The following is a 26,135-nucleotide window of genomic DNA, read 5'->3' on the forward strand; positions in this document are numbered from 1 at the left end:
CTAGCACCCTCCTCCTTTTCCTGATAAAATTTTTTGGCATTTTTAACCTTAGGTGGAAGATTTATGATCATCGTAACTGGCGGCGCTGGCATGATTGGCAGCAACATTGTTAAAGCCCTAAACGAGATTGGTATCAATGACATTCTGGTTGTAGACAACCTAAAGAACGGTCGAAAGTTCAAAAACTTGGTTGATCTCGACATTACCGATTACATGGATCGAGATGACTTTCTCACTCAGATCATGGCGGGTGATAACTTTGGCCCAATTGAAGCGGTCTTCCACGAAGGTGCTTGCTCTGCAACAACAGAGTGGGATGGCAAGTACATGATGCTCAACAACTACGAGTATTCAAAAGAGTTACTTCACTACTGCCTAGAGCGTGAAATTCCATTCCTATATGCTTCTTCTGCAGCCACTTACGGTGAAACCACTGTCTTTAAAGAAGAACGCGAATACGAAGGTGCACTCAACGTTTACGGCTATTCAAAGCAGCAATTCGATAACTACGTTCGCCGCTTATGGCAAGATGCCGAAGAACATGGCGAGACACTGTCGCAAATCACAGGCTTCCGTTACTTCAATGTTTATGGCCCTCGTGAGCAGCATAAAGGCAGCATGGCATCGGTTGCTTTCCACCTTAACAACCAAATCCTTGCGGGTGAAAATCCAAAACTGTTCGCAGGTAGCGAGCAGTTCAAACGTGACTTCATCTACGTTGGTGACGTGTGTAAGGTAAACTTGTGGTTTATGCAAAATGGCGTTTCTGGCATTTTCAACTGTGGCACGGGTAACGCTGAGTCTTTTGAAGAAGTGGCAAAAGCAGTGATCAAGCATCACGGCAAAGGAGAGATTGAAACTATTCCATTCCCTGAACATCTAAAAGGCGCCTACCAAGAGTTTACTCAGGCAGATCTCACAAAACTGCGCGCCGCTGGGTGTGATGTTGAGTTTAAGACTGTCGCTGAAGGAGTAGCGGAGTATATGGCGATTGTTAATGGTTAGGTTCTAGGTTCTAGGTTCTAGGTTCTAGGTTCTAGGTTCTAGGTTCTAGGTTCTAGGTTCTAAAATGTGTATCTCTGGCACCTAGAAGTAAAGAACTAACTCATTGAATCTTAGCAGACGCTATGACTAGATTATTGGCGAAACATGAAAACTGAACGTAACGACTTCGATCCCAAAGCATATCACCCCACCTTCCAGTGGGGTTTTCTTGCTCCTAAATACTGGGGGACTTGGATTGCTATACTCTTTGCTATTCCAATTACATTTCTACCAGTAAGCATCAAACGACGAATTGCTCGTACGATTGCCAAAGTACTCATAAAGAAACGTAAAGGTACTATTCATAATGCATGGGTAAACCTGCACCTATGCTTTCCAGAGCGCTCTCACGAAGAACGAGAACAGATTCTGTTTCGCTGTTTAGAGACTGCAGGCATTTATTTGCTGACCTTCGCGTCTTTAACAACTCGCAGCAAAAAGTGGCTCACACGAAATACCAACATTAAAGGAATGGAACACCTCCAAACTGTGTTAGACCGAAAATCGAATGTGATTTTGATGGTACCGCATACGTGGACCATTGATATTCCTGCCATCGTGCTAGCATCTAGAGGCCTCCCTGTCGTGGGTTTTTCAAAACCTCAAAAAAATGCACTAACAGATTGGCTAATGCATCGCCAAAGAGTGCAATATGGTGGAAAAATATTTGAGCGAGATGCGGGTGTAAACCACTTTATCCGAGCTATTCGCAAAGGCTATCTAGGCTATTATTTAGCCGACCAAGATCATGGACGTGAGCAACGAAGCGTATTTGTTGATTTCTTTGCTGCCACTAAAGCGACACTACCCGGAGTGGGTAAATTAACCAAGGTAGCCAAAGCAGAAGTTGTTCCCATGGTCTCAAAACTCAATGTTGACACAGGGCAATTTGACGTAGAGTTCTTCCCAGCATGGGAGCACTTCCCTACAGAGAATGAAGAGACTGATGCGCGCAAGATGAATGCACATATCGAAAATGTGATCGCTGAGTCCCCAGAGCAATATATGTGGATTTTCCAACTTTTGAGGACTCAAGAAGATAAAACCGCCCCCAACCCTTATCGCGATCCACGGTATATGGACTAGCTATGACAAAATTTTTAATCATTGGCCCTTCTTGGGTTGGCGATATGGTGATGTCACAATCACTCTATACCACGCTGAAACAGCAACATCCCGATGCTCTCATTGACGTCATTGCCCCTGGATGGTGTAAACCGATCTTGGAGCGGATGCCCGAAGTCAACCGCGCAATTGAAATGCCACTCGGGCATGGCGAGTTCAACCTATTAGGGCGCCGTGAAATTGGTAAATCCCTTCGCGAATTTGCTTATGACCATGCGTACGTGTTGCCCAACTCAGCCAAATCGGCGCTCATCCCTTGGTTTGCAAATATTCCAAAACGCACCGGCTGGCGGGGCGAAATGCGTTATGGGCTACTGAACGATCTTAGACCTAATAAGAAAGCCTTTCAGTATATGGTCGAACGCTATGTGGCCTTAGCTCACCCACGTGAACAAATGATCGATTCCTCCTCGTTAGGTGGGCTAGAAACCTTACCTCGCCCTAAATTGTCTATCCATACTGATGCTCAGCAAAAAACACTAGCGAAGTTTAGTCTTGCGGTGCAGAGCAAAGTGATCGGTCTTTGTCCTGGTGCTGAATTTGGACCAGCCAAAAAATGGCCGGAAAATCATTATGCCGAAGTCGCCCACGCAATGTGCCAGCAAGGTCATCAAGTGTGGTTGTTTGGTTCGCAAAAAGATCGCGATACCTGTAATGGCATTAAACAAGGCGTACCTAGCGAATTTCATCACCAAATTCACGTATTGGCTGGCGAAACCAGTTTAATTGAAGCGGTGGATCTACTGGCGGCTTGTCACACGGTTGTCAGCAACGATTCAGGCCTAATGCACGTCGCGGCGGCTGTTGGGTGCAATGTCGTCGCGGTATATGGCTCAACATCACCAAAATACACACCGCCTTTAGCAGAAAACGTAGAAATTGTTCACACCGATATCGAGTGTCGTCCCTGCTTTAAGCGCGAGTGCCAATACCAACACCTCAAATGCTTGTCTGAACTGACACCAAAACACGTGTTAGACAGTATTCGCAAACTCGACGCCATTGCGGTGAACGCATGTTAGTAAGATGGCTCTACACACTCCTACTGGCTTTAGCGGCCCCCTTGCTGCTGTTTGGTTTGTATCGTAGCAAGCCAAACAAGCCCAAATTCGGTAAACGTTGGAAAGAGCATTTTGGCATCACCCCCACGCTTGATGGGCAAAACCAACCACTCTGGATCCATGCTGTTTCTGTCGGAGAAAGCCTCGCGGCAGTTCCGCTAATTAAAGCAATTAAAGAGAAAACGCCCGACCAAGTGATTGTTGTGACCACCACCACGAGCACTGGCGCAGAACAAATCGCAAAATTAGGCAACTTAGTTGAACATCGCTATATGCCTATCGACTTTGCCTTTGCGGTTCGAGGTTTCCTTAAAGCGATAAATCCGGCCAAGATGCTGATCATTGAGACGGAATTGTGGCCTAACACCCTCGCAACTGTACACAAAGCCAATATCCCGATTATCGTAGTCAATGCCCGTTTATCAGAAAAATCTCAGCAAAACTACGCCAAAGTTCAGCCGCTATTTAATCTTATCCACCCTTGCTTGGGTAAAGTTCTTTGCCAATCTCAAGCGGACGCCGATCGTTTCGCCAAACTCGGCATCCCGACAAACAAACTCAGTGTGACGGGCTCGATCAAATTCGATATCCATATCTCCGATGAAATCAAACATCAAGGAGCGGAATTACGCACTCTGCTTGGCCAACAAAGGCCGGTATGGATAGCCGCAAGTACCCACAGAGGCGAAGATGAACAAGTATTGGATGCTCATAGACAAGTGTTAGAAACGCATCCAAATGCACTCTTAATACTCGTGCCCCGACACCCAGAGCGTTTTGACTCGGTGTTCGAACTGTGCCAAACACAAGGTTTCGAAACAGTAAGGCGCACACAAGCAAACATCATTGCAGACTCCACGCAAGTGTATCTTGGTGACACTATGGGTGAGATGTTGGTCTTACTCGGTGCAGCAGATGTCTGCTTTATGGGCGGAAGCCTAGTGGGAGACAAAGTCGGAGGGCATAATGTGTTAGAGCCAGCTGCACTAGGGGTACCAGTGATTATTGGACCGAGTTATTATAATTTTAAAGAAGTGGTCGACACTCTCGTTACTCGGGGAGGCAGCATAATCACAGTGAACATCTCTGAGACAATACTAAAATTACTAGTAAACATTCAGCTCAGAGAAGAGTTATCGGAAAATGCAGAAGCTTTCGTGAAGCAAGCTAAAGGGTCAATAAAAAAAACAATCTCAGAAACTATTAAGGCAAAATAAAATGCTGACTATTATCATACCTGTATACAACTCAGAAATAACTATTAAAGAATGTATTGAATCAATTATTTTAGCCGATAATAAAAATCCAGACCTGATATCTGAAGTCATTGCTATAGATGATGGCTCTACGGACAACTCCTTTAACAAACTAAATGAACTAGCATCTAATTATGAAAAGCTAACCGTAATATCTCAAAAAAACACTGGTGCAGGTGGCGCAAGAAATAAGGGAATAAAAGAAGCAAAAACAAAGTTCATTTCCTTTATTGACAGTGATGATCTAGTTCACGAACACTATTTATCACCTCTTTTGGATAACAAAGAAAAAGACATAATATCATTTAACATACTAAAAATATTAAAATCAAAAAAACACTCCATAATAAATCCTAAAGGTTCACCAGGACCAATGGTAAGTGCTTTCTTTAATCGTTCTATCTTTATTAAAAATAGCCTTTTTTTTTTCCAGAAGGCATAAACTATGAAGATAATGCCATCAGTTTCTTGGTATGGAAGCTGAATAAGGAAAATAGCATTCATATAGAGAAAGAGCTATATATACCAATATTCATCATCAAGTCAAAGCAATACAAGCTCTCCAAAACACATAACAAGTCGAATAGAATCCATGCTCTATCTACAAGAAAAAACCAAATCTCTAAAACCATTTGATAAATACCAAAAAGACTTGGGAGAAATAGCATTTAACTTAGCTTACATTCCAGCAATGTCACTTTGTTTTAGACACTTTTCAAACTACACTTTATATGTTAAAACAAAAGAACAATTATCTAAACTTTATATTGTTAAGCCTAAAAAGACTCCTCTTAAAAAAGCAGTATTCTATTTTTGTATAGAGAATTTAGGGTATTTAGGTTACTTGCTCATTTGTATAAAAAGATTAAACAAAATTTACAGGTAAAATTATGAATTTATTTTCTGTAACTTCTCCATTTCAATATATCTGTGCCCTAGAGGCAAAAGCTCATTATCAAACCAAAAATAACATTCTATTACTTGTTGAGCAATTGTCTGAACCAGGCTTGAGCCAACAAAAAAAATTAGTCGATGATAATGATTGGGATTACATAATAAAAATCCCAAGGACAAATAGAACTCGAAACCTACCAAAAGTGATAAAAGAAATTTGGGAAATAACAAAAAAGAAACAAATAAAAAACTTTTTCCATGCTGAGTACAATGGTTGGCGAACTAAGTTACTGCTACGTAATTTGAATATAAATAAAGAAGTTTATTTTGATGATGGGACTCTCACCATCAATGAATATGAAGAAGAAATACGCTCTAAAGCAATTTATTCAAGAAAGCGTTTTATTAATGATCTTTTTCTTAAACTTCAAGGCATAAAACCAATTGGTGAGCTTCCACAAAGCGAGAAATTAGAGCTATTCACTATTTTTGATATAGAAAATCCTGAACATGTCATCGTCAAGAATACACTTACTGAACTCAAGAAAAAAGTAGGGTCTACAGAGCTATTCGATCCGACCTCACCTGTAGGCTTTATTGGTGAGGGAGCAATTGGGCACAAGCGCAGAAAGACTCAAGAAGTTTACGTAGAGGAAGTAAGAGCGTTTGCCCTAAACAATCCTCAAGGTGTCATCTACTTCCCTCATAGGACCGAAACAGAAGAGACAAAAGAGGCGATAAAAAATATCTCTAATCTAACATACCATCAGAGTGAATACCCTTTGGAAATTGAGCTTGTCGAAAAAAAAATCAAGTTGTCTAAGCTTATTGGAGCATTATCTACCGCTCAATATACGGCATCCTTAATTTATAAGGACATGCCGATTTACACGATAGTAACCTCAATTGATATGCTCTCAGAAAGCATGAAAAAGAGATGTCAAAGGATTGAAATGGCCTATGCTAAACATGGTATTTCAACCATTTCTCCAAAGAACTAAAAATGGAGGGAGTTACATGAACTCCCTATTGAATTAAGCGAAGTGTGAAAACTGTAGTGGCGTGCCAAATTTTAAATCTTGTGTAGCCACAGAGCCGATAACTTCATCTAGGTATTTTGGTAAAATACCATTACCTGGGCGAATGGAACGCACATGCTCTTTCGTAAATACCTCTCCTTTTTTGATGTCTTTGACGACATACAAAGAGCGGCGATGGCATTTCGTCTGAAGTTCTGCTTCCGTACTAACAAAATTTGGTTTACCTAGCGCCTCATAAGCCATAGAACAGTTTACAACTAATGACTTCAACTCTTCTTTCTCGAGAGAAAATGCAGAATCAGGGCCTCCATCTGCACGAGCAAGAGTAAAGTGCTTTTCTATAACACATGCACCTAGCGCAACGGCTGCTACTGACACACCAATATCCATCGTATGATCCGAAAGGCCGACCTCGACAGCAAATGCATCACGCATTACTGCCATCGTTGTGATATTAGCCTGAGATGCAGGTGTAGGGTAACCACTAGTACAATGGAGGAGGATGATATTTTCTGCACCAGCACCTTTTGCCGCAGCTACCGCCTCTTCGATCTCTGCCAAGTTAGCGTTACCAGTAGACATAATCATTGGTTTACCCGTTGAAGCTACCTTTCTAATTAACGGCAAATCAATCAATTCAAACGAGGCAATTTTGTATGCAGGTGCGTTCAAGCTTTCCAAAAAATCGACGGCTGTATGATCGAATGGGGAGCTGAATATTGTAATACCAACTTCAGCGGCCACATCAAAAAGCGCTTTATGCCAACTCCAAGGTGTATGCGCTTGCTCATACAAATCGTAGAGCTTTGAACCATCCCAAAGGCCGCCTCGGATCATAAACTCTTCACTATCATGATTGATGGTGATCGTATCTGCCGTATATGTTTGCAACTTAACAGCATCAGCACCCGCTTCTTTGGCCGCCTTAATAAGCTCGATTGCGCGGTTAATATCACCATTATGATTACCGGACATTTCGGCAATAATGTAAGGCCTTTGTCCTTTACCTATAACTCTGTTTGCAATTTTCATAATTATCTCTACTTCTTCGTCAGGTAAGCATCAATTTTTTCTAATGAATCTAGTAATGACATATCTTCGGCAGGAATACTGACTTCAAATTTTTTTTCCACTTCCATAATTAGCAATAAGTGTTTGAACGAATCCCAGTCACTGCAATTCTTCATATTAGTCATATCAAACGTAGCCCCCGCGTCACCAACGACATTATGATAGATACTGAGTAGTTTTTCTTTCTGAGAGCTGTGATTAACAGCATTTGCATTTGACGTCATCGCTATTGATATCGATGACGGAAACGCTTCAAGAAGCTCAAATAAACCATGCAGTGGATGGATCAAAAATGCAACTCGTCGGCCATCAAACGCACCGTCAGCTTTTGGCATTACAATCAATTTAGCTCCAAATTCTTGTTGCGCTACTTCAATGGCATTATCTAAGTCTTTAACAGCATAGCAGAGGTGGTAAGCTCCTCCACCATTGCTTAAATGACCTAAGATTGGAGAATCATCATTTAGTGGGGACAAAATTTCCACAATCCCCATTCCATTTAGCTCGACAAATGCATAATGAACATCTTGAGCAGGGTTGACCCCTGGACCACGTAACAATTTAGAATTAGGAATCGACAAAAAATCTTTGAGTGTTGCTATTATATCTCGTGTTGTCACAGCATAATGATCAACATTCAAAACACCTAAAGCGGAAAACATTGTATTCATACTAATACCCCTATATATTCCACTGTATTTTCATGATGGTTGTTTTATCAGGAATTGGTTTTATTCTCATATCAAATAGCCATTCCTCAGCATTTTTTCTTTCAAAATTATGACTTAAAAATAAATGCTCAACTGGAATATTTTTTTCACTCTTAATATAACGCCCAGTAATTGACCAAACTTTTTCCTTGCGCGCGCTAAAAATGAGCTGATCCAGTATCGCTTTTTCAATGTCTCTTCCCATCACACGGCATGACATAACAAAGTTATCAATAATCCAGTTGGTTTGCTCACGAATAATGACCAATGCAGCCACACCCTCATATTCGGAGGAGTACTTATCTTTAGCTCGAACATGCAAAACTTGATATAGTTCTGAATCCATCCAACCTTTTAACTGTTCTTTACTATAGCGTGTCGTGGTTGTGTTGAATTGGTTTGTTTTATTGAATAATTGGTAAGTTCTATCAAGGTTAACGGCATTTAATGGCTCAACACTAATCTCTATTCCTAGACTTGCCAAAAACTCAGTTCGATCAGTAAAACTCAACTGTGCCTTTTGGATATCAACTCGTTTCTTATACAACTCTGCTCGGCGTTTATCAGACTCGCTGACTTGAGTTACATAAAGCTCTGGCAACTGACAAATAAATTCATACCAATCCGCTGGATCTTCAGGTAATTCAGGGACAAATACACCTGGAACATTACGGCGCACCTCAGCCCTTTCGACTGGGTTGTCATCAATAAAACAGAGAGACTGAACACCAAGGTTTAACTCTTGAGCTAGCTCTTTTATATTCTGAGATTTTGGATTCCAGTTGATACGATAGCTCACAAAGTCAGCTTTTCTCAAACGCATTTCCGGGTGAGATTCTATTGCGTCAAGCGCAATCTCTTCCGTATTTTTACTACAAATAGTGAGTAAGATACCACGCTTTTTAAGGGCATAGAAAAGTGATTGAAGTTGTTTATAAATATTGCCCGGATAGTCACCACCCAACTCAATTCCATTTTTTCCATCATCACCAATGACACCCTTCCAGAGAGTATTATCCAAATCAAGAACTAACGCTCTCGCAGACAAAGAGTGAGAAGACAATATTGTACCTATAATGTTACGACTATACGCTTCTAGACATTGAATAGAAAAAGGAGATCGTGCCATGTACCAATATTTATTTGCAAATGAATGACCTACATTATGAATCATTTGAGAATATGGCAAAATCTCAATAAGCCCCTCAGTTTTGAGAGCATTTAAAGATTTATTCCATTCGTAAATTAAGCCTAGAATTTTTGAACTATTACCTCGCTCTTCTAAAGAGTAAGGAAAACCTTTCTGAATACAGAAATCGGCAACATATACTCGATTTTGGCTTCGTGCTGCTATTTGCCGAATGAATGACAAATATTCGACTACTCGCTGCTCTGTCTTAAGTAATGATTCTTCCGTTGGCAAGGTATAGATATCAGAGAATAAATCTTCAACACGCTCAACAAACACATAACAAGACTCTTTACTATTGAGCTCAGATTTAGAAGAATCTAACAACTCAAATTGATAGCGACCAAATTCAACTTTTTTAACTTGGAATGGAAATTGGTCGTATTTGTTACTCTCTTTGCGTAAGTGCTCTGTTAGAAAGTCGGTGTTATGTGAGGCAAAAAGGTACAGACCTGCCCTTTTATCCACTTTATTCTCTGGATACTCATATTTCATATACACAACATCTTTTACTGTTTCAGTTGCATTATCAGGCGCGTCACATTCAATAAAACCGCATTTTTTATGTAACGTCCAAGCCAGTTGATTTGTCTTCAATGACTCACAAAATAGTTTATGTAAACGTAATTCATCTCTTCCATAACGAATAACTGCTTGCTCTAACTCCAACCAAACAGCCGTTTTTTCACTTTGATCTAGGTTTGCATTGTCAAGATAGAATCCCCACCATGCGGTTGCAGACGCCAGATCCCAAGCATAAATAGTAATAACACCTACAGGCTTCTCTTTAGATGAAAAAATGAGTATTTGCCGCTGCTGCATTTGCATAGTTTTGTTCCACCATGCCTCATGCTCTTCTCGCTTAATAATGTGATCCGTTAGCATTACCGCCCTTACATCCGGGTGATTACGCCAATCTAATACCATCCATTTATCATCTTCAGTGGCTGGGCGAATACTAAACTCCGTCATTTTTTGACATCTCTTCTAATTGTTTAACGACTCTCTCGCAACCTTTCCCATCAATAAGTTCAGCACATAGCCTTGACTGCGCGTACAATTCTATTGGCTGATATATTAAACGTTGATACGCATTAGCATAATCTTGTGACGTGAGTTCCGAATTAAGCCCTAAATAGTGATGAGCATTTATTTGATGTAGGTCCTTCGCTACCTGCGTTTGGTTATCAGCAACCGAGCAAACGATGCCGGGTAAAGCTAATACACATCGCTCCCATGTTGTTGCTCCAACGGCACCGACATACAAATACGCGGCAGAAAAAAAATCCATCATATTAATAACTTGAATATGCAATGTTGTTCGTTCAACATGTTCATTGCATAACTTAGCGATAGTCGCTCGATGTGGATTGTTCATCCCAATGATCACATCAAAATGATCTTGGCTATCTATACTCAGCAAGCCCTTTAAGGCTTTAGTGGTCTCATTAGCGATATCTACTCCACCAAAAAATAGAACTACTCTTTGTCCTAACAACCGAGATGAATACGCAGGTAAAGTGTGCCTAGATAGTTCAAATTCGTCTCTAAGTAAAGCATATTTAGGGCCACACATACGAACAGTAGAGTCATAAAGATAAGTCTTATATCGACTCTCTCCTAATTGATAATAATTCTGATCGAGCAAGAGATCGACGGCATGTGGCCTATCAGCCAAATCATCAACCTGTAAGACGTGTTTGTATAATGGGCTCAATGCTACTTGAAACTGTTGCTCAATAGCATAATGGTCAATCACCAACCAATCTAATTGGGACCGACCTTTCACTTTCAAGTAAGATTGAATCGCCTCAAAACTTTGGGCGATTTCTTCTTTATAGGCAACTTCCAACCAATCAGAATGCTCGCAATGATTAGTTGAAGTAAAAAGCACGTTGGGCGTAGGTAATTCGATAACCCAAAAGTTCGCTTTAACCAGTTCAATCAAATTCCCTTTAAGCTGCCGACTAATAAAAACGAGCTCATGACCCCTTTGTTTTAGTTTATGTGCAAGCGTTAACATTCGGAATGTATGTCCTGTCCCCATTTTCAAAGAGGCGTCAACGCGAATACCAACTAACACTAGTCTTGACCTCTTAGAGCTTCAGACAAAAGCAAAGCAAACTCCCAGTCTTCTGGTGTATCCAAATCTACAACTCGTTTTCTTGATACAGGCAAAGCAATAGCCGTATTTGAAAACATTGGGACATTATCTCGATATGCCTTTGGTTTACCCCAATAAAACTGCCCTATATCGTGGTAACCAGTCTCTAAATCTTGAGAGCGAGTATTGAAATGCTCTGGTTGAAACATTTCCACTCGATTGCCAGCTATTAACTTAACTCCTCTCTGAATTGGAAAAGGAAATTCACACACAGGAAAGCAGTAGTTTGCTTCAGGATCTTTCAGAAGCATTTGATAAGCTAACTGAATATCTTTAATAGCAATAAATGGTGCAGTAGCATAGATGCAACAAATATACTCTATCGAAATGGCTTGCTCTTCAAACCAGTCGATTGCATGTAAAATAACATCGGCTGTCGTTGCATAATCATTCGATACCTCTGCGGGACGTACAAACGGAACGTCAGCACCATATTTTTTTGCAACCTCTGCAATTTCTTGATCGTCTGTAGACACGATCACCTTGTCAAAACAACCAGAACTTAACGCAGCTTCAATAGAATAAGCAATAATAGGCTTACCATTAAAATCTTTAATATTTTTGCGAGGTATTCTTTTACTACCACCTCGTGCTGGAATAATCGCTATTTTCATTAGCGCTCCTGCAATATTTCAGTAAGTACCTGAACAACCGTATCTTGTTGTTCTTCCGTCATACTATGGAACATGGGAAGTGAAATAGCTTCACTGTAATAGCGCTCGGACTCTGGGAAATTCCCAGTACTGAAGCCCATTTTTTCATAATACGGTTGAGTGTGGACGGGAATGTAGTGCAAATTCACCCCAATCCCTTTACCTCTCAAAGCATCAAACACTTCTTTGTGCGTTAAAGATATTTTGTCCAACTGCAAACGTATGACATAAAGGTGAAGACCCGAGTAGGTATTCTCCAATTGATATGGCAATACCACTGGTAAAGACTGCAACAATCGATTGTAACGGTCTGCGAGGTGATGGCGAGCGGCCACAAAGTCGTCCAAGCGTTGCATCTGAGAAACTCCCAGCGCCGCTTGAAGCTCTGTCATACGATAGTTAAAGCCTAAATCGATCTGCTGATAGTACCAACCGCCGTGGCTCTCACCTTCCATTTGCTCTGGATCTCGGGTAATGCCATGACTACGCAATAAAGCCATCTTGTCAGACAGTGCTTTCTGGTTAGTTATAACTGCGCCACCTTCTGCAGTGGTCACAATTTTCACTGGGTGGAAGCTGAACACTGTAATATCTGAGTATTCACAATTCCCTATCGGTAAGCCTTGATATTTGCCACCAATGGCATGCGAAGCATCTTCAATGACTTTGAAGTTGTACTGTTTGGCTAATTTTGCAATCGCGACCATATCACATGGCTGACCGCATAAATGCACTGGCACTACAACTTTCGGCAGCTTGCCTTCCGCTTGCGCTTTAATCAGCTTTTCCTCAAGACGCGTTGGGCACATATTGTACGTAGCAGGGTCTATATCAACAAAATCGACTTGTGCACCGCAGTATAAACCGCAGTTAGCGGACGCTACGAAGGTGATTGGAGAAGTCCAAAGCCAATCTCCCTCTCCTAACCCTAGCGCAAGGCAGGCAATATGTAGGGCCGACGTAGCACTATTGACCGCCAGCGCATAACTTGCGCCCGTATGCTCAATCAATGCTTGCTCAAAGGCTGGCACTTGAGGGCCTTGAGTCAGAAAGTCTGAATTCAAAACCTCAACAACACTATCAATGTCTTGTTGATTAATATCTTGCTTACCGTAAGGAATCACAACTATTCTCACACTGTAAAGTTTGGATCAACGTGCTCTTTAATTAGCTCGCGTAGGCTTTCAATACTTTCCCACTCTGTATTGGTACCTGAGTTGTATTTAAAACCAAATGGTACTTTTTCAGCTTTGTGGTGTTCGATATATTCTTGCTCTGTATAAGTGAACGATACTGAAGGCAGAATTGCGTAGTACTTACCAAGATCGATTGTGTTTAGAGAATCCGTATCGGTGATCATTTCTTCATGTAATTTTTCACCAGGGCGAATACCTACGACCTCAGTCTTACACTCAGGTGCAATTGCGGCAGCAATATCTAAAATTTTGTAAGATGGGATCTTAGGTACAAAAATCTCACCACCAAGATGGTGTTCAAGCGCATACATCACCATGTTCACACCATCTTGCAGTGAAATATTAAAACGCGTCATCTCTTCATGAGTGATTGGTAATACACCGTCTGAACGTTTGTTCAAAAAGAACGGGATCACTGAACCTCGAGAGCCCATTACATTACCATAACGTACAACGCTAAAACGGATATCTTTCGATCCCTTAATATTGTTTGCTGCTGTAAACAACTTATCTGACGCGAGTTTCGTTGCACCATAAAGATTGATTGGCGCGCATGCTTTGTCAGTAGATAATGCTACAACATCATGCACACCACACTGGAGTGCTGCCTGAATGACATTTTCAGCCCCATCAATGTTGGTACGAATACATTCAGTAGGGTTGTATTCTGCTGTGTCAACTTGCTTAATTGCAGCAGCATGAATGATGACATCAACGCCTTCACACGCTTGGATCATACGGTTACGATCACGAACATCACCAATGAAAAAGCGAAGCTTCTGATTGCCTGAATATTCTTGTTTTAACTCAAATTGCTTTAGCTCATCGCGAGAATAAATGCGGATAGTTTTTACTTCTGGGTAACGCTCAAGAATGGTTTTAATGAACTGTTTACCAAACGAACCGGTACCGCCGGTAATTAATACAGTTTTTTTGTTTAACATGTTTTCACCATTTATAAAAATTTGTTCTCTACCCAAGCGATAGGCAGTGAATTGATGACAATGTCATAGTTTACATCAGTATACCTCTACCAACACCAGTTTGGTATTGCTTTGTTTCTGCACTCTACTTTAAGCTAGCTAGTATCATTTTCTCCTGCTTACTTCATTTACTCGTACTTTAGGAACTGTCATGAATTTGTTCTTGGTCACCTCACCTTTGCAACTTCTCTGTGCTATTGAAGCAAAACATCACTTTAGAACATCCAATAATATTTTAATTGTACGAGAAGAAAAGTCACAAAGTGCTGTTCGACAAATGCGTGTATTGCTTGATAAGTCTGAATGGGATCATGTCATCTTTATCGGCAGGAAAAGTAAAGTATGGGAGGCAAGAAAACTTCATAGTAAATTGAAGTCTATTCACAACAGTTTGTCCTTTCTCTACATTTTTTATGCCGACTATTCAGCATGGCGAACAAATGTGCTGTTGAATAATATTGAGGTAAAGCATGAGGTCATGTTCGATGACGGTGTCGGTACAGTCCGCAATGTAGTTCACTTAAGAGGAGCTGCCTTGCGATTAACAGGATATCGGGTCTTTGATATTTTTACCGCCCTAGGCCGATTTGGCTTAGGGCGTTTGTCTATAAAAAGGATGGATAAGTCTCCGCGCAGACTTTTTAGACGCTTCGGTGTATTACCTGGAGATACCGCTTTGCTCATTACTTTCAGTTGACTAGCGATGAACTGACAAGCGTATTTAAAACTGATTTCATTGGCCATTCGACCATGTGCTACGGCCGCTTGACTGGCTTCTCGTCTTACCAAGTTATAACCAAGCAACAGCCCCCATAACTCTTGATAGACAAGCTCGACCGTCTTACTCCTCAGCACTAACGCGTTGTGCTGCATCGAACTTTTTATGTCTCTGTACCCTAACTCAATTTCCCATCTCTCATGGTAAAGCTCGGCTACTGATTCCGCATCGTACTCTTCCCTAGGCAAAGACGTAAACACTGTTTTGTGCTTACCTTGTACTTGATAAGTAACGGCTCTGACTTGCCATTTTTCAGGTAGGTTAGGATTTTTCTTGCGAGCCTGTGGAGAGACTTTCATTTCTACCAACATGTCGTCGCTCTCTTCATCGTCCAGAAGTCTGAATTTCACCCCTTTCTTCGCTGGTAACAACCAATGCCTGTTGGAGCCACTATTTTGGAGAGAAAGAAGTAAGTCTGCGCCATAAAACCCCTTATCTAGTAAAGTCACTGAGTTATCAGGTAGAGAGTCAATAAAGGGCATTGCAAGCGGTATTTCACCACGACGATAGGGGCTTATAGCTGCGTCTACAATGACATGTGAGCGAACATTCATCATGGTCACCACCCTAAGTACTGGATGAGGTGTCTGCCTCTCGCTGGATGTATTACCTGACCCAAAATGTTCTCTTAGTTCTGATGTATCAGCGGTTCGAAAAAGAGCCCCATCAATAGCGAAGACTTGTAAGCCTTGCCAAGTATCCTCGGGGTAACGCTCTAGACCCCATGTGTGACTGCATTGTCTAAACAACCATTCTGGAGCAGCTTTACCAAGGCGTTGCCTTGCTTGCGTTAAAGCACTTTTAGCTAGCAGTTCCTCATCGGCTAAGCCCTCGGCACAGACATTCATTCGCCGTGCGACTTCTGCAATAGACTCATTGCGGAAAAACGCCATTCCAACAATAAGCCAAAGAACCATATCACTAGGTAAACGACGTCGACGAATTGTCGCTTTATCGGAAAGTGTTGCCGCTTTAGCAACCCACTCATCAGGAATATGCTCGGAGAAGGTGGTTAGCTGAGCGACATCAACAGGACTCTCTTCAAGAAAGTCAGCAAAATAGTTTTGGATAGACATAAAAAATCGGAAACCTATAAACAGGTTTCCGATTGTCTCTCATCAGAAGGATCGGTCAACCGATCCTTATCTGATCTACATTGCGGTACAGTCCGGGAGTTTCATGAGAAAATCCAGCCAGAGTTAGTTGTGTCGCGCAATAAACCAAGTCGTGATTTTTTACTCAAGCTCGTAGGTTTGAAGCCAGCGCGCAAAATCTACCCAAGAAAAAACTTTTCGTTTTTTACTTTTTTTGCACTTCCAGCAAGTAAATTCAAGGTAACAACCAATACCCTCTCAACCCTGCAAGGCCGGTTGGGTACTTCGGAGTGCTTCAGTCAGACAGCTCAAATTGGGTTTATTGGTCAAGGTATGGTTGCTGAAAAAGGCATCAAACTTGAGTACTACGAAAATATGTTACGCACTCTTATCGAGCAGAATGGCGCCGACATGATTTACTTTCCGCATAGGACTGAAAAAGAATTTGTTAAAAAAAGATTAAAACAGATCGAAGGGCTTAGCTATCATGAGTCATCCATGCCTCTAGAGCTTGAAATCGCACAAGAAAAAATCACGTTATCAAAAATATATGGCATAGCTTCGACAGCCAGTATTAGTCTAGAAAAACTTTACCCATCCATTCCAGTTATCAACCTCAACATTCCAATTCAACATTACATGGTTGAAGCGTTCGGTATTAATTTTCACAATGTCGCGAAACAATTAAATCTGCGTAGTCTAGATCTTGAATAGTCAGTCAGCAGCGCTTATCGCTACACCTTCATTGATATAAAAAAGAGCCTAATACGGCTAATGCCGATCAGTTAAGAGATAAATGATCGGTTTAACGATCCCGGCGTTTTTCAAGGTAGTTGTCATCATTCGCTTAGTTATTAAGCGGCTTTTCTTTCTGGATTTAGATGAACCTCACCAACGGGTTCACAGTTCCTTATCTTGCCTGACCAACGCTCTGGGTGTCGCTCTCTTGCTACCGACAACACATCCGAACGACGTCTTAAAATCTCGCTATCTTTACCACTGTGACGCTCTGATGGCGTAACGTAATTTAACTTACTGTGCTTGTGCTCGGTGTTGTACCAACGTACGAACGCCTCAACCCAACTACGACTTGCATCGAGTTGTTCAAAGCCTTTTGTTGGCCAGCTAGGCATGTACTTCACTGTGCGGAACAGCGACTCAACATACGGGTTATCATCACTGACTCTCGGGCGACTGTATGATGAAGTAATACCAAGCTCATCCATTTTCGCTCTGAACGTCAGTGACTTCATTGGCGCACCATTGTCCGAGTGAAGTACCAGTGGCTGATTAAAGCATTGCTCGCGCATCAGCGTCCGCTGCAATAACTGTGACGCTAACTCACCGCATTCACATTCGTAGACATCATAGCCAACGATTTTTCGGCTATAGATATCTTCAATCACGTAGAGGTAATAGTGCTGTCCCTTAACCACAGATGGCAAGTACGTAATGTCCCATGTGTACACCTGATTGGGACCTGTTGCCGTATAACTTGTTGGCTTGGCCTGCCTTTGTCGACTTCGCTGACGACCTCGGGTATGAAGCTGACCTTCTGCTTTCAAAACCCGATAGTAGCTCGACTCTGAAGCAATATACTCACCGTTATCAAGCAACGTCGGGACAATTTGAGTTGGTGGTAAACTTGCGTATTCAGGGCGGTTGCACACCTCAATAATCGCATTGCGCTCTTGCGGTGATAGCTTGTTAGCAGGCACAGGTCTAACGCAGGTCGGTCTTTTGTCTGTCCGTATTTCACCTCGCTGATACCAGCGTCGATACGTTCTCAAGTCGATTTGAACTTCATTGCAGGCGTACTCTAGACGGCAGCCACTTCGCTTGGCATCGTGGATAAGAGTGAGCAAGTATTGCCTTTCATCGGTTGAGGTTAATCTTCCTCTGGCTCTTCCCCGTAAAAGGCTCTCAGCTTTTTTCGAAGCACCAATAGCGCCGCCGTTTCCGCTAACGCTTTTTCTTTAAAGCGTAACTCTTTTTTCAGCTCTTTAATTTCAAGTTTGTCAGCTTTAGCTTGTTTCTTGGCTTCAGCCTCACGCTCTTTGGCAGACATAAACCCTTGCATACACTCACTTCGCCAACCTTGCACTTGTTCAGGGAACAAGCCTTTCTCGCGACAATACTGACTGAGTTCATTCTCCGTCATCGAGTAAGTTTCAGCGACAATGGCGAGTTTAGTTTGAGCAGACCACTGCTCTGATGAAGTATGACTATTTGGCACAGCGGCTCCTGAACGTCTAAGTTGCTGCCGCCAATGATACAGGGTGGCTGTGCTAATACCTTCCTCTTTTGCTACTTGGCTTACAGACATTGAATAAGGAGGCAGTAGCTTCTTCAATATGGCTTCTTTTCTTTCTGTTGGAATGCGATTCAAAACTCACTCATTACCACCCAAACTGGTTAAATTTTAACAGTGACAACTATCCTGCCAGAGGGGGATCCTGTAGATGGTTTGTAAAAGCTCTAAGTTTCTAAAACTTTGAGCCTTTTATTTTGCAATTAACTACAGCCCTAACACTCGCCAATCGTTATGCCCCCAATACTGAACAACTTGGAAAACTCAGTGACATTCTTTGCCCTGATTTCATCAACCAATGCTTAGACGCTTCTGGTGTGGCGACTATTCGTAAACGTCGTATCCCTCTCGACATGGCCGTTTGGGCAGTCGTGGCTATGTCGCTTTACCGACAAGAGCCTTTGTGGTCAATTGTCTCCAAAGCGCAATTAATGTTGCCTGGGAAACGAAGTCTGGTTGCCCCGAGTGCTATCGTTCAAGCGAGACAACGGCTCGGGGTTGATGCCATGAAAAGAAGTATTCCATCAAAGCCAGAGCTTATGGAATGAAACCGCTGACCATCCGACTTGGTGTGGATTAAAACTCCTCGCTGTCGATGGCGTGGTATGGCGAACGCCAGACACCAAGGAAAACCGCGATGCGTTTCAATCTGCGTCACATCAGAATGGTGAAGGTAGCTTTCCTCAGGTGCGCATGGTTTGCCAGATGGAGTTGACCAGTCACATACTGGTCGCCAGTGCTTTCGCGAGTTACAAAACCAATGAGATGATATTGGCGGAACAGTTGATTGAAACAACACCAGACTACAGCCTCACAATGTTCGACAGAGGTTTTTACTCTCTTAGTCTTCTTCATCGCTGGGAAAATACAGGAACTGAAAGGCATTGGCTAATGCCAATGCGCAAGAATACTCAATTTACTGAAGTCAGAAAGCTGGGTCGCAATGATCGGATTGTCGAAATCAACACAACACCTCAAGCGAGAAAGAAGTCCCTGTCACTACCTGAAACCATCGAAGTTCGCCTGATAAAGAAAACTATCAAAGGGAAAGAAGTGAATATCTTGACCTCGATGACTGATCATCGTCGTTATCCGCCAGCGGAAATAGCAAAGCTTTACAGTCATAGATGGGAAATCGAAGTGGGATATCGGGAAATGAAGTCTTCACTTCTGAACAACGAGTTCACACTGAGAAGTAAGAAGCCAGAGATGGTAAAACAAGAACTATGGGGGTTGTTGCTTAGCTATAACATTATTAGATATCACATAGTTAACATGGCTAAAGCAGTGCCTGGTATCTACCCCAACCAACTGAGCTTCACAACGTGTGCTCACTCTATCATTCACGTAATTTTGGGGTTCTGGTTGGAGTCAGCGGGAACAATCCCTAAGCGCATTACTCACTTGCAAGATGAGGCGATACACCATGTCTTGCCCATTAAACGAGAAGAGCGGATATATCCGAGAGCAATAAAACCAAAGGCAAAGAAATACCCCAATAAAAAGAAAGCCAGTCAGCTTAACTGACTGGCATTAGGCTAATACGGCTCTTTTTTATTGATGTACCTTACTTACTAAACCGACTGATCTGCTCTAAGGCTTGCTGCAGATAGGTAAAATTCGGTTGTTGTTCTTTCAACTGGCGATTAGTTTTGTCCATAAATTGGTACTGGCCACCACCACTCACTTCTAGGATATTGTCATCGGTAATAATGGCATAACCGCTGTAGTTTGAGGAGATGATCCAATCACGTTTTACTGCATCACCGAGTAAATCTTCGCCAACCGAGTAATCTTTCACATCGTTGGTCACCCCGAGATAGTGCTTCATCAACGTCGGTACAACATCTTGGTGGCTAGTGAGCGCTTCGCTACTCCACTGCATTTTCGCCGCATCAACGCCAGGGCCAAAGATGGCAAACGGCACGTTGACCTGCGCATCGGTAAAGTTGCTGTTGTGCCCCCAGAAGTTGAGTTTGTTGTCATTCATCTCTTGCCCGTGGTCACCGGTAATGATCACCAAGGTGTTTTCCAGATCGCCACTTTCTTTGAGTTTATCGAGCACTTTTGTTGCCATCGAATCGACATAACGCACACTGGTCTTGTAGCGATTGAAAAATGGCGTCGGATCCGTGTCGTTGTTTAACTTGAGATAATTCACCTCTTTGAGCATCGGCTCGTATTTCGGCTCAAAATCTGCAGGGAAATCGTAGCCATGTGGCGCATCGTAAAACAAGAAAGAGAACGTTGGCTTCGACTTATCACGTTGATCGTACCAAGCTAACCAATCTTGAGTGAGGTCAGCATCCAGCTCAGATGGGCGGCTACCTTCAGAGCCAATACGTAAGTTTTCCACTTTGGTGAAAACCGTTTGATTGAACTCCGGTTTACGTAACTGAGCAGCAGTGAAGATACCTAATTGGTAATCCAAAGCCTGTAAACGGTCGATCAGTACCGGGCTTTGTTGGTTTGCTAGGAATCCATGCCAGTAGGTACCCGGAATGCCGTAGAAAAGACCAAAGATCCCGGTACGGGTCGCGTTGCCTGTCGCGATATGGTTATTGAAAACCACACCCGACTGCGCGTATTTCCACATGTTTGGCGTATTGTCTGAGTTGAAGGTATCAGCACGCCAAGAATCCACCACCAGCAACATAATATTGAGCGGTTTCTCCACAGGTTGTGTTTGAAGTGAAGCTAATGGGTAATTCAAATCATTTTTGCGTTTAAACGCCAGTGCCTTTTGACGCTCAAGCGCCTCTTCATCCACCCAACCTTGTTTGCGCATAAATTTATCTGCTGTAGCAGGATAAAACAGCGGTAAATAACGCTTCACCGTGGTAACCGGTTGATAGGCATGCGCTGCGGCCCAAATATGAATAGCATTGGTGGCCAGTAGCGCGGCAAAGGTCAACAACGCAAATTTGCGGCCAAGTTTCAGCGCTCTGACGGGTGCACCATTTTCTAGCCAGCGAATTGTCCACCACTGAGCGGCCAACAACAAAGCGACACCGCCAATCACCATTAACCAAGTGATCAACGGAAAGCTAACAATTTGGCCTGACATCACGAGCTCTAGCACCACTGCATTAATGTGAAATCGATACTGTGCAAACACGATGGTATCAATAAACAAAGTTGCAACGCCTAACGAAGCAATGAGAGCTTGGGTACCATTACGAAATGGTTTCGGCAAAAATAAGGTGGGAATGGTCACTAAACCAATGATGGCGGCAAGCAGCGTCATCTGCCCCCAAGTACCAGCAAGAATAAAGGTGATGCCTAATGGATCCGTCGGGAACTCTGGCAGAAAGGCGAAATAACGGCTAGCAATCAACATTAACACCAAAGCGTTAATCAAAATAAACCAGCCGTGAGCGTGCAGCTTTTGCTTAAAAGACATGTAACTAACTTCCTGAGACTTGTGTCTATTTACGAAAATAGTGATTATTACTGACTTTCATAGCCTGTCAGTAAGGCTTGAAAATCTTCGTCGTGCCAGTGAATACTTCGCTTCACTCGCTCTTTGTTAAATGAGCGTTTGAGTCGATCTAAATTCCCTTTTTTCCAGCCCTCCCCGGCTTGCGGATAGCATTTATCAAAATCGATAATCCAGATCGTTTCCTGCGCATCAATCAGAATATTGTGAATATTAAGATCGGTATGATTGACACCAACGCGATGCATTTTCGCAATTTCGACACCGATTTTTTGGTAAAGCTCCGCACTCAGTGGCTGTTTTTGCAGTATGGTCACTAAATCTTGCGCATTGGCAATGCGTTCACTCAGCAAATCCGCTTGGTAAAAAAGCCCTTTTCTCACTGCATAAGCTGCAATTGGTCTCGGTACATTGACCCCAGCTTCGCGTAATTGCTTAAGCAGATGAAATTCCGCGAAACTGCGAGTTGCAGACCAGCTTCGAAACCAATAGTGATCTTTCACCAGCTTGCCGAACAGTCCGCCGCGACGATAGTGACGCAGCGCTGCTGTGATCTTGGGCAGTTGCACAAACCACGTGGTGCCGCGCCCGGTGGCACTTCCCACCACTTTGTTTTGTACTTGCCAATACTGCGGGTCAAATAAAGCCAGCTCTGGCGAACTCACCCATTCGCTGTCGTAACAAATGCGACGTTGACCAAACTGCTGTTGTTCAATCATGCTTTACCACCAATAATAATGACTACCCACGATATAAAGCCATGTAAAACCGGCGAAAATCAACGCTACCAACACCGCCGCAGAGCCAATATCTTTAGCTCGGCCACTGAGTTCGTGATGCTCCACCCCGATGCGATCCACCACCGCTTCCACCGCTGAATTCATTAATTCAACAATCAGCACCAGCACAACCACCGCAAGCAACGTGATACGTTCAAGCATCGATACATCAAGCCAAGTCGCTAGCACAATCGCAACGACGAGCAAAGCAAACTCCTGACGAACCGCAGCCTCATGCTTAAATGCCGCTTTCAAGCCCTGAATCGAGTAGCCTGTGGCTTTTATTATGCGCTTAATACCAGTATTACCTGGCTTGCCTATGTTGGGCTGAGTCATAGAAAGGAATGCCTTATCGTTGCCATCAATGAAAGAGGGGTATTTTACATTTATCTTGGGTATCTGCATAATTTAGCCAGATATTTTTTTGAGCAGAACTTATGCCGCTTTTTGAACAAGCCCCAAACTCCGTCTGTTTCCTCCGTTTGTCCGCCATTGGTGATGTTTGCCATGCGGTCGCTGCCGTTCAGGCGCTACAACGCCACTGGCCTTCCACCAAAGTGACCTGGGTGATTGGCAAAGTCGAAGCGCAACTGCTACAAGGTTTAGAAGGCGTTGAGCTGATCGTTTTTGATAAAAAACAGGGGCTCGATGGCATGAAAGCCGTTTGGCGCCAGTTGGAAGGGCATCGTTTTGATGCGCTTGTTCATATGCAACTCGCCCTAAGAGCAAGCATAGTCACTCTTGGCATCAAAGCCACGTATAAGGTTGGCTTTAACTTTAAACGTGCAAAAGAAGGGCAATGGCTGTTCACCAATCGCAAGATCTCCGATACAGAATCTGCGCACGTCTTAGACAGTTTCTACTCGTTTATCGAATATTTGGGTGTGCCCCGAACGCCTCCTCAATGGCAATTGCCCATCAGCGATGCTGATCATCACTTTGCCCAAGAGACCCTCGGTGACCAACCGACTCTTGTCATTTCGCCGGCAGCCAGTAAGGATGAGCGTAACTGGTTGGCGTACCGCTACGCCGCATTAGGTGATTACGCTTATGAACAAGGCTACCAAGTGGCCATTTGTGGCTCTCCCGCTGAACGCGAAAAAAACTTGGCTGCCGATATCGTGCGCCACATGCAGCACCCCGCGCTGAATTTAGTGGGTAAAACCAATCTAAAACAACTCACCGCAGTATTAAACAAGGCTGCCGTGGTGCTGGCGCCCGACTCTGGCCCCGCACACATTGCCACGACTCAAGGCACACCGGTCATTGGCCTTTATGGACACAGCAACCCAAAACGCACCGGACCATACAATAACCTCAACGAGGTGGTGAGCGTCTATGAGCAGTTTATTGTCGAACAACACGGCAAAGCGGCTGAAACACTGCCTTGGAGCACTCGTGTTAAAGGCGATCATATTATGCAAGCAATCTCGGTCAGCGATGTGATTCGCACCTTTGACCACATCACGAAAAAGGAATCAGCATGTCTGAATCAATAAATAAGGCAAACAAGCCAACGCTCGCCGTGGCTCTGATTGTCAAAAATGAAGCCGCGAACTTGGATGCCTGCTTAAAAACGGTCGAAGGTTGGGTCGATGAAATCGTTATTTTGGATTCAGGCAGCAGCGACGAAACCGAAGCCGTTGCCAGACGCTACACCGACAAATTCTTTATTAACAAAGAATGGCCCGGTTTTGGTCCACAACGCCGCCTTGCTCAGCAGTATGTTGAATCCGATTATGTGCTTTGGCTGGATGCCGATGAACGCGTCACGCCTGAGCTGAAATTGAGCATTCAACAAGCGGTACAATCGAATGAAGCGAATACCCTTTACAGCATGTGTCGCCTAAGCTGGGTATTTGGTCGTTATATCCGTCACTGTGGTTGGTATCCCGATCGTGTGGTGCGTCTCTACCCCACCAAGTTGACTCAATACGACGATGCGCTGGTGCATGAGAAGGTGGAAATCACCAAAGCAATGAAAGTGAAAGAGTTACAAGGGGATGCCATCCACTACACTTACTACGACTTGCACCATTATTTGGTGAAGTCTGCTGGTTATGCCAAAGCATGGGCAGAGCAACGTGAGAAGCGAGGGAAAAAGAGCAGTATCTCTCAAGGCGTACTGCATGCCATTGCGTGCTTTGTCAAAATGTACATTGTCAAAGCGGGCTTTTTGGATGGTAAGCAAGGCTTTCTACTGTCGCTGCTTTCCGCGCACTCCACATTGGTGAAGTACGCGGACTTGTGGATCAGGACAAGTACGGAGAAACCCAAGGATTAAGCTGCACCAGCGCCGCATCAATGTCGATGCGGCTCATATCCGCTTCCATTGCTTCACCGCCACCTTTTGGTGGGCAAAACGCCAGATGGCGTCCTTCTGAGTTGAGTGGTTTCCAGCGCAATGGCGTTGAAGAACGCTTGCTTGGGAAAAATCCGACAGTTGGAACATCCAAGGTTGCCGCAATATGCAATGGTCCTGTTGAGCCAGCAATGAATAGATCAGCGCAGGCAATAGAGCGCGTAAAATCGACAAGGCCTTCATTCTTGTCATACACCACCCCTTGGCCACCTAACTGAGCGTATTCTTTCAATAGCTGTTGTGCTTTTTCCGTTTCCCCCGGCCCCGCCGTGACAATCAATTGAAAATCTTGCTCGATTCCTTTTAGCAACTCAGCATATTGTGCCAATGTCAGGTTATTGGCTGAGCCCCCCGTGCCGGCATGCACCATCACCCAAGGCTTATGCGCTTCAATACTGAGCTGTTCACTGAGCTTGAGTTTCTGCACACTCAATTCGGTTTCATCAAACAAAAGAAAAGGCGCTTGCGGCTCAACGGCCGAGAGGTTTTGCTCTTTCAAGAAAGCACGAATCAGGTCAAGATTGTACTGATACTCTGGTTTGGCGGATTGCGAACGTTTCTGCTTAATTCTACGGTTATAAAAAATCTGTGCGATTTTTGTTGCAGGTGCCAAGCGATACTTAATGCCCGCTTTCCACACGAGTAACGCATTATACGTTGTGGAAAACAAGTTGATTGAGGCATCAAACTGACGTGACTTGATCTCCTGAACCAACTGCTTCGTGGCTTCTTTGCCGGCTTTTTCCGTTGGGTCCAACAATACATCGTCAATCCATGGGCAAAGTCGCGCTAACTCTTGCGTATAACTCGGCACTAAAGCGGTAATGTGCGCCTCTGGCATCGATTGCTTGAGCATAGCGAAACTTGGCCACGCAAGCATAAAGTCGCCGATTTTATCATTCCGGATAACCAGTATTTTTTTCATTGTTCTGCTGCCGTTTGATTTTTATGTCGTCATGATACATGCATATTGATAGCATGTAGAC

General features: G+C 43.3%; 23 protein-coding genes and 1 pseudogene. 11 read left to right on the top strand and 13 right to left on the bottom strand.

All coding sequences use genetic code 11. The features are described from left to right. Positions 1–63 precede the first annotated feature (63 nt). From rfaD to AOT11_RS05875, 7 genes are all read left to right on the top strand, one after another. A complete protein-coding gene (gene rfaD / locus AOT11_RS05845; RefSeq protein WP_011078866.1) occupies positions 64–1,005 on the top strand; it encodes an ADP-glyceromanno-heptose 6-epimerase in 942 nt (313 codons plus the stop codon). Between the two features lie 144 nt (positions 1,006–1,149). Next, positions 1,150–2,130 carry a lauroyl-Kdo(2)-lipid IV(A) myristoyltransferase gene (gene lpxM, locus AOT11_RS05850; RefSeq protein ID WP_013572539.1) on the top strand — a complete coding sequence of 327 codons (981 nt, stop codon included), beginning with the start codon at positions 1,150–1,152 and terminating at the stop codon, positions 2,128–2,130. Positions 2,131–2,132: 2 nt separating this feature from the next. After that, complete coding sequence (gene waaF / locus AOT11_RS05855; protein WP_017420719.1) at positions 2,133–3,191, top strand: lipopolysaccharide heptosyltransferase II; 1,059 nt, start codon at positions 2,133–2,135, stop codon at positions 3,189–3,191. Continuing rightward, positions 3,185–4,447, top strand: a complete 1,263-nt coding sequence (gene waaA / locus AOT11_RS05860) for a lipid IV(A) 3-deoxy-D-manno-octulosonic acid transferase (protein WP_017420720.1) — start codon at positions 3,185–3,187, stop codon at positions 4,445–4,447. Before waaF ends, waaA begins: the two co-directional genes overlap by 7 nt. Position 4,448: 1 nt before the next feature. Next, positions 4,449–4,928 (top strand): glycosyltransferase family 2 protein, encoded by a 480-nt coding sequence (locus AOT11_RS05865; protein ID WP_017420721.1) that lies wholly within the window; start codon positions 4,449–4,451, stop codon positions 4,926–4,928. 150 nt (positions 4,929–5,078) lie between these two features. Next, positions 5,079–5,372 carry a hypothetical protein gene (locus AOT11_RS05870; RefSeq protein ID WP_017420722.1) on the top strand — a complete coding sequence of 98 codons (294 nt, stop codon included), beginning with the start codon at positions 5,079–5,081 and terminating at the stop codon, positions 5,370–5,372. 4 nt (positions 5,373–5,376) lie between these two features. Further along, positions 5,377–6,381, top strand: a complete 1,005-nt coding sequence (locus tag AOT11_RS05875; protein WP_017420723.1) for a polysialyltransferase family glycosyltransferase — start codon at positions 5,377–5,379, stop codon at positions 6,379–6,381. A 33-nt stretch (positions 6,382–6,414) separates the two neighbouring features. Here the strand turns inward: AOT11_RS05875 and pseI are convergent, their stop codons facing one another. The 8 genes from pseI to AOT11_RS05915 form a co-directional block, all read right to left on the bottom strand. Continuing rightward, complete coding sequence (gene pseI / locus AOT11_RS05880) at positions 6,415–7,452, bottom strand: pseudaminic acid synthase (RefSeq protein ID WP_017420724.1); 1,038 nt, start codon at positions 7,450–7,452, stop codon at positions 6,415–6,417. 8 nt (positions 7,453–7,460) lie between these two features. Next, positions 7,461–8,162, bottom strand: a complete 702-nt coding sequence (locus AOT11_RS05885; RefSeq protein WP_223848411.1) for a VOC family protein — start codon at positions 8,160–8,162, stop codon at positions 7,461–7,463. Positions 8,163–8,172: 10 nt separating this feature from the next. Next, positions 8,173–10,362, bottom strand: coding sequence for a UDP-4-amino-4,6-dideoxy-N-acetyl-beta-L-altrosamine N-acetyltransferase (gene pseH / locus AOT11_RS05890; RefSeq protein WP_017420726.1), 2,190 nt, complete (start codon positions 10,360–10,362; stop codon positions 8,173–8,175). Continuing rightward, a complete protein-coding gene (gene pseG / locus AOT11_RS05895) occupies positions 10,349–11,473 on the bottom strand; it encodes a UDP-2,4-diacetamido-2,4,6-trideoxy-beta-L-altropyranose hydrolase (RefSeq protein WP_017420727.1) in 1,125 nt (374 codons plus the stop codon). Before pseG ends, pseH begins: the two co-directional genes overlap by 14 nt. Next, positions 11,473–12,168, bottom strand: coding sequence for a pseudaminic acid cytidylyltransferase (gene pseF / locus AOT11_RS05900; RefSeq protein WP_017420728.1), 696 nt, complete (start codon positions 12,166–12,168; stop codon positions 11,473–11,475). Before pseF ends, pseG begins: the two co-directional genes overlap by 1 nt. Further along, positions 12,168–13,331 carry a UDP-4-amino-4,6-dideoxy-N-acetyl-beta-L-altrosamine transaminase gene (gene pseC, locus AOT11_RS05905; protein ID WP_017420729.1) on the bottom strand — a complete coding sequence of 388 codons (1,164 nt, stop codon included), beginning with the start codon at positions 13,329–13,331 and terminating at the stop codon, positions 12,168–12,170. Before pseC ends, pseF begins: the two co-directional genes overlap by 1 nt. Before the next feature lie 8 nt (positions 13,332–13,339). Next, entirely contained in the window at positions 13,340–14,347 is a 1,008-nt protein-coding gene (gene pseB, locus AOT11_RS05910; protein WP_017420730.1) for a UDP-N-acetylglucosamine 4,6-dehydratase (inverting), read from the bottom strand. 555 nt (positions 14,348–14,902) lie between these two features. Next, on the bottom strand, positions 14,903–16,240 hold the full coding sequence (locus tag AOT11_RS05915) for an IS4-like element ISVvu3 family transposase (protein WP_011149570.1): 1,338 nt from the start codon (positions 16,238–16,240) through the stop codon (positions 14,903–14,905). Between AOT11_RS05915 and AOT11_RS05920 the strand changes: the two genes are divergently transcribed. Continuing rightward, complete coding sequence (locus AOT11_RS05920; protein ID WP_140398710.1) at positions 16,229–16,972, top strand: hypothetical protein; 744 nt, start codon at positions 16,229–16,231, stop codon at positions 16,970–16,972. The two genes, AOT11_RS05915 and AOT11_RS05920, sit on opposite strands and share 12 nt — an antisense overlap. 140 nt (positions 16,973–17,112) lie before the next feature. Here AOT11_RS05920 and AOT11_RS05925 read toward each other — a convergent pair. After that, positions 17,113–18,647 (bottom strand): IS3 family transposase gene (locus tag AOT11_RS05925; RefSeq protein WP_392396600.1). Its coding sequence is split into 2 segments (ribosomal slippage): positions 17,113–18,185 and positions 18,185–18,647, totalling 1,536 coding nucleotides; the frame shifts between segments, so codons are not numbered across the junction. 119 nt (positions 18,648–18,766) lie between these two features. On the opposite strand from AOT11_RS05925, the pseudogene AOT11_RS05930 reads away from it, so the two are divergent. Beyond that, positions 18,767–20,096, top strand: a pseudogene (locus AOT11_RS05930) (IS4 family transposase). Between the two features lie 40 nt (positions 20,097–20,136). Here AOT11_RS05930 and AOT11_RS05935 read toward each other — a convergent pair. The 3 genes from AOT11_RS05935 to AOT11_RS05945 are packed head-to-tail and all read right to left on the bottom strand — an operon-like array spanning position 20,137 to position 23,123. After that, positions 20,137–21,972, bottom strand: a complete 1,836-nt coding sequence (locus AOT11_RS05935; RefSeq protein ID WP_017420455.1) for a DUF3413 domain-containing protein — start codon at positions 21,970–21,972, stop codon at positions 20,137–20,139. Between the two features lie 47 nt (positions 21,973–22,019). Continuing rightward, on the bottom strand, positions 22,020–22,727 hold the full coding sequence (locus AOT11_RS05940; protein WP_017420456.1) for a 3-deoxy-D-manno-octulosonic acid kinase: 708 nt from the start codon (positions 22,725–22,727) through the stop codon (positions 22,020–22,022). A 3-nt stretch (positions 22,728–22,730) separates the two neighbouring features. Further along, on the bottom strand, positions 22,731–23,123 hold the full coding sequence (locus AOT11_RS05945) for a diacylglycerol kinase (protein ID WP_026050279.1): 393 nt from the start codon (positions 23,121–23,123) through the stop codon (positions 22,731–22,733). 101 nt (positions 23,124–23,224) lie between these two features. On the opposite strand from AOT11_RS05945, the gene AOT11_RS05950 reads away from it, so the two are divergent. Together AOT11_RS05950 and AOT11_RS05955 are read left to right on the top strand one after the other, a co-directional pair. Further along, positions 23,225–24,286 (top strand): glycosyltransferase family 9 protein, encoded by a 1,062-nt coding sequence (locus tag AOT11_RS05950; protein WP_017420458.1) that lies wholly within the window; start codon positions 23,225–23,227, stop codon positions 24,284–24,286. Then, a complete protein-coding gene (locus AOT11_RS05955; protein WP_017420459.1) occupies positions 24,271–25,071 on the top strand; it encodes a glycosyltransferase family 2 protein in 801 nt (266 codons plus the stop codon). Before AOT11_RS05950 ends, AOT11_RS05955 begins: the two co-directional genes overlap by 16 nt. Here the strand turns inward: AOT11_RS05955 and AOT11_RS05960 are convergent. Next, the gene (locus AOT11_RS05960) at positions 25,040–26,074 is read right to left on the bottom strand and encodes a glycosyltransferase family 9 protein (protein WP_017420460.1); all 1,035 of its coding nucleotides are present in this window, start codon (positions 26,072–26,074) and stop codon (positions 25,040–25,042) included. The two genes, AOT11_RS05955 and AOT11_RS05960, sit on opposite strands and share 32 nt — an antisense overlap. Positions 26,075–26,135: the final 61 nt, after the last annotated feature.

The sequence above is a fragment of the Vibrio vulnificus NBRC 15645 = ATCC 27562 genome, assembly GCF_002224265.1.
GTDB lineage: Bacteria > Pseudomonadota > Gammaproteobacteria > Enterobacterales > Vibrionaceae > Vibrio > Vibrio vulnificus.

Bases quoted from the DNA above. Each gene is read 5' to 3' on its own strand.
- AOT11_RS05935 (WP_017420455.1), bottom strand. From the start codon at position 21,972: ATGTCTTTTAAGCAAAAGCTGCACGCTCACGGCTGGTTTATTTTGATT.
- rfaD (WP_011078866.1), top strand. From the start codon at position 64: ATGATCATCGTAACTGGCGGCGCTGGCATGATTGGCAGCAACATTGTT.
- AOT11_RS05915 (WP_011149570.1), bottom strand. From the start codon at position 16,240: ATGTCTATCCAAAACTATTTTGCTGACTTTCTTGAAGAGAGTCCTGTT.
- pseH (WP_017420726.1), bottom strand. From the start codon at position 10,362: ATGACGGAGTTTAGTATTCGCCCAGCCACTGAAGATGATAAATGGATG.
- AOT11_RS05865 (WP_017420721.1), top strand. From the start codon at position 4,449: ATGCTGACTATTATCATACCTGTATACAACTCAGAAATAACTATTAAA.
- pseB (WP_017420730.1), bottom strand. From the start codon at position 14,347: ATGTTAAACAAAAAAACTGTATTAATTACCGGCGGTACCGGTTCGTTT.
- waaA (WP_017420720.1), top strand. From the start codon at position 3,185: ATGTTAGTAAGATGGCTCTACACACTCCTACTGGCTTTAGCGGCCCCC.
- AOT11_RS05955 (WP_017420459.1), top strand. From the start codon at position 24,271: ATGTCTGAATCAATAAATAAGGCAAACAAGCCAACGCTCGCCGTGGCT.
- AOT11_RS05940 (WP_017420456.1), bottom strand. From the start codon at position 22,727: ATGATTGAACAACAGCAGTTTGGTCAACGTCGCATTTGTTACGACAGC.
- AOT11_RS05960 (WP_017420460.1), bottom strand. From the start codon at position 26,074: ATGAAAAAAATACTGGTTATCCGGAATGATAAAATCGGCGACTTTATG.
- AOT11_RS05870 (WP_017420722.1), top strand. From the start codon at position 5,079: ATGCTCTATCTACAAGAAAAAACCAAATCTCTAAAACCATTTGATAAA.
- AOT11_RS05945 (WP_026050279.1), bottom strand. From the start codon at position 23,123: ATGACTCAGCCCAACATAGGCAAGCCAGGTAATACTGGTATTAAGCGC.
- AOT11_RS05885 (WP_223848411.1), bottom strand. From the start codon at position 8,162: ATGAATACAATGTTTTCCGCTTTAGGTGTTTTGAATGTTGATCATTAT.
- AOT11_RS05950 (WP_017420458.1), top strand. From the start codon at position 23,225: ATGCCGCTTTTTGAACAAGCCCCAAACTCCGTCTGTTTCCTCCGTTTG.
- lpxM (WP_013572539.1), top strand. From the start codon at position 1,150: ATGAAAACTGAACGTAACGACTTCGATCCCAAAGCATATCACCCCACC.
- pseF (WP_017420728.1), bottom strand. From the start codon at position 12,168: ATGAAAATAGCGATTATTCCAGCACGAGGTGGTAGTAAAAGAATACCT.
- pseI (WP_017420724.1), bottom strand. From the start codon at position 7,452: ATGAAAATTGCAAACAGAGTTATAGGTAAAGGACAAAGGCCTTACATT.
- AOT11_RS05875 (WP_017420723.1), top strand. From the start codon at position 5,377: ATGAATTTATTTTCTGTAACTTCTCCATTTCAATATATCTGTGCCCTA.
- waaF (WP_017420719.1), top strand. From the start codon at position 2,133: ATGACAAAATTTTTAATCATTGGCCCTTCTTGGGTTGGCGATATGGTG.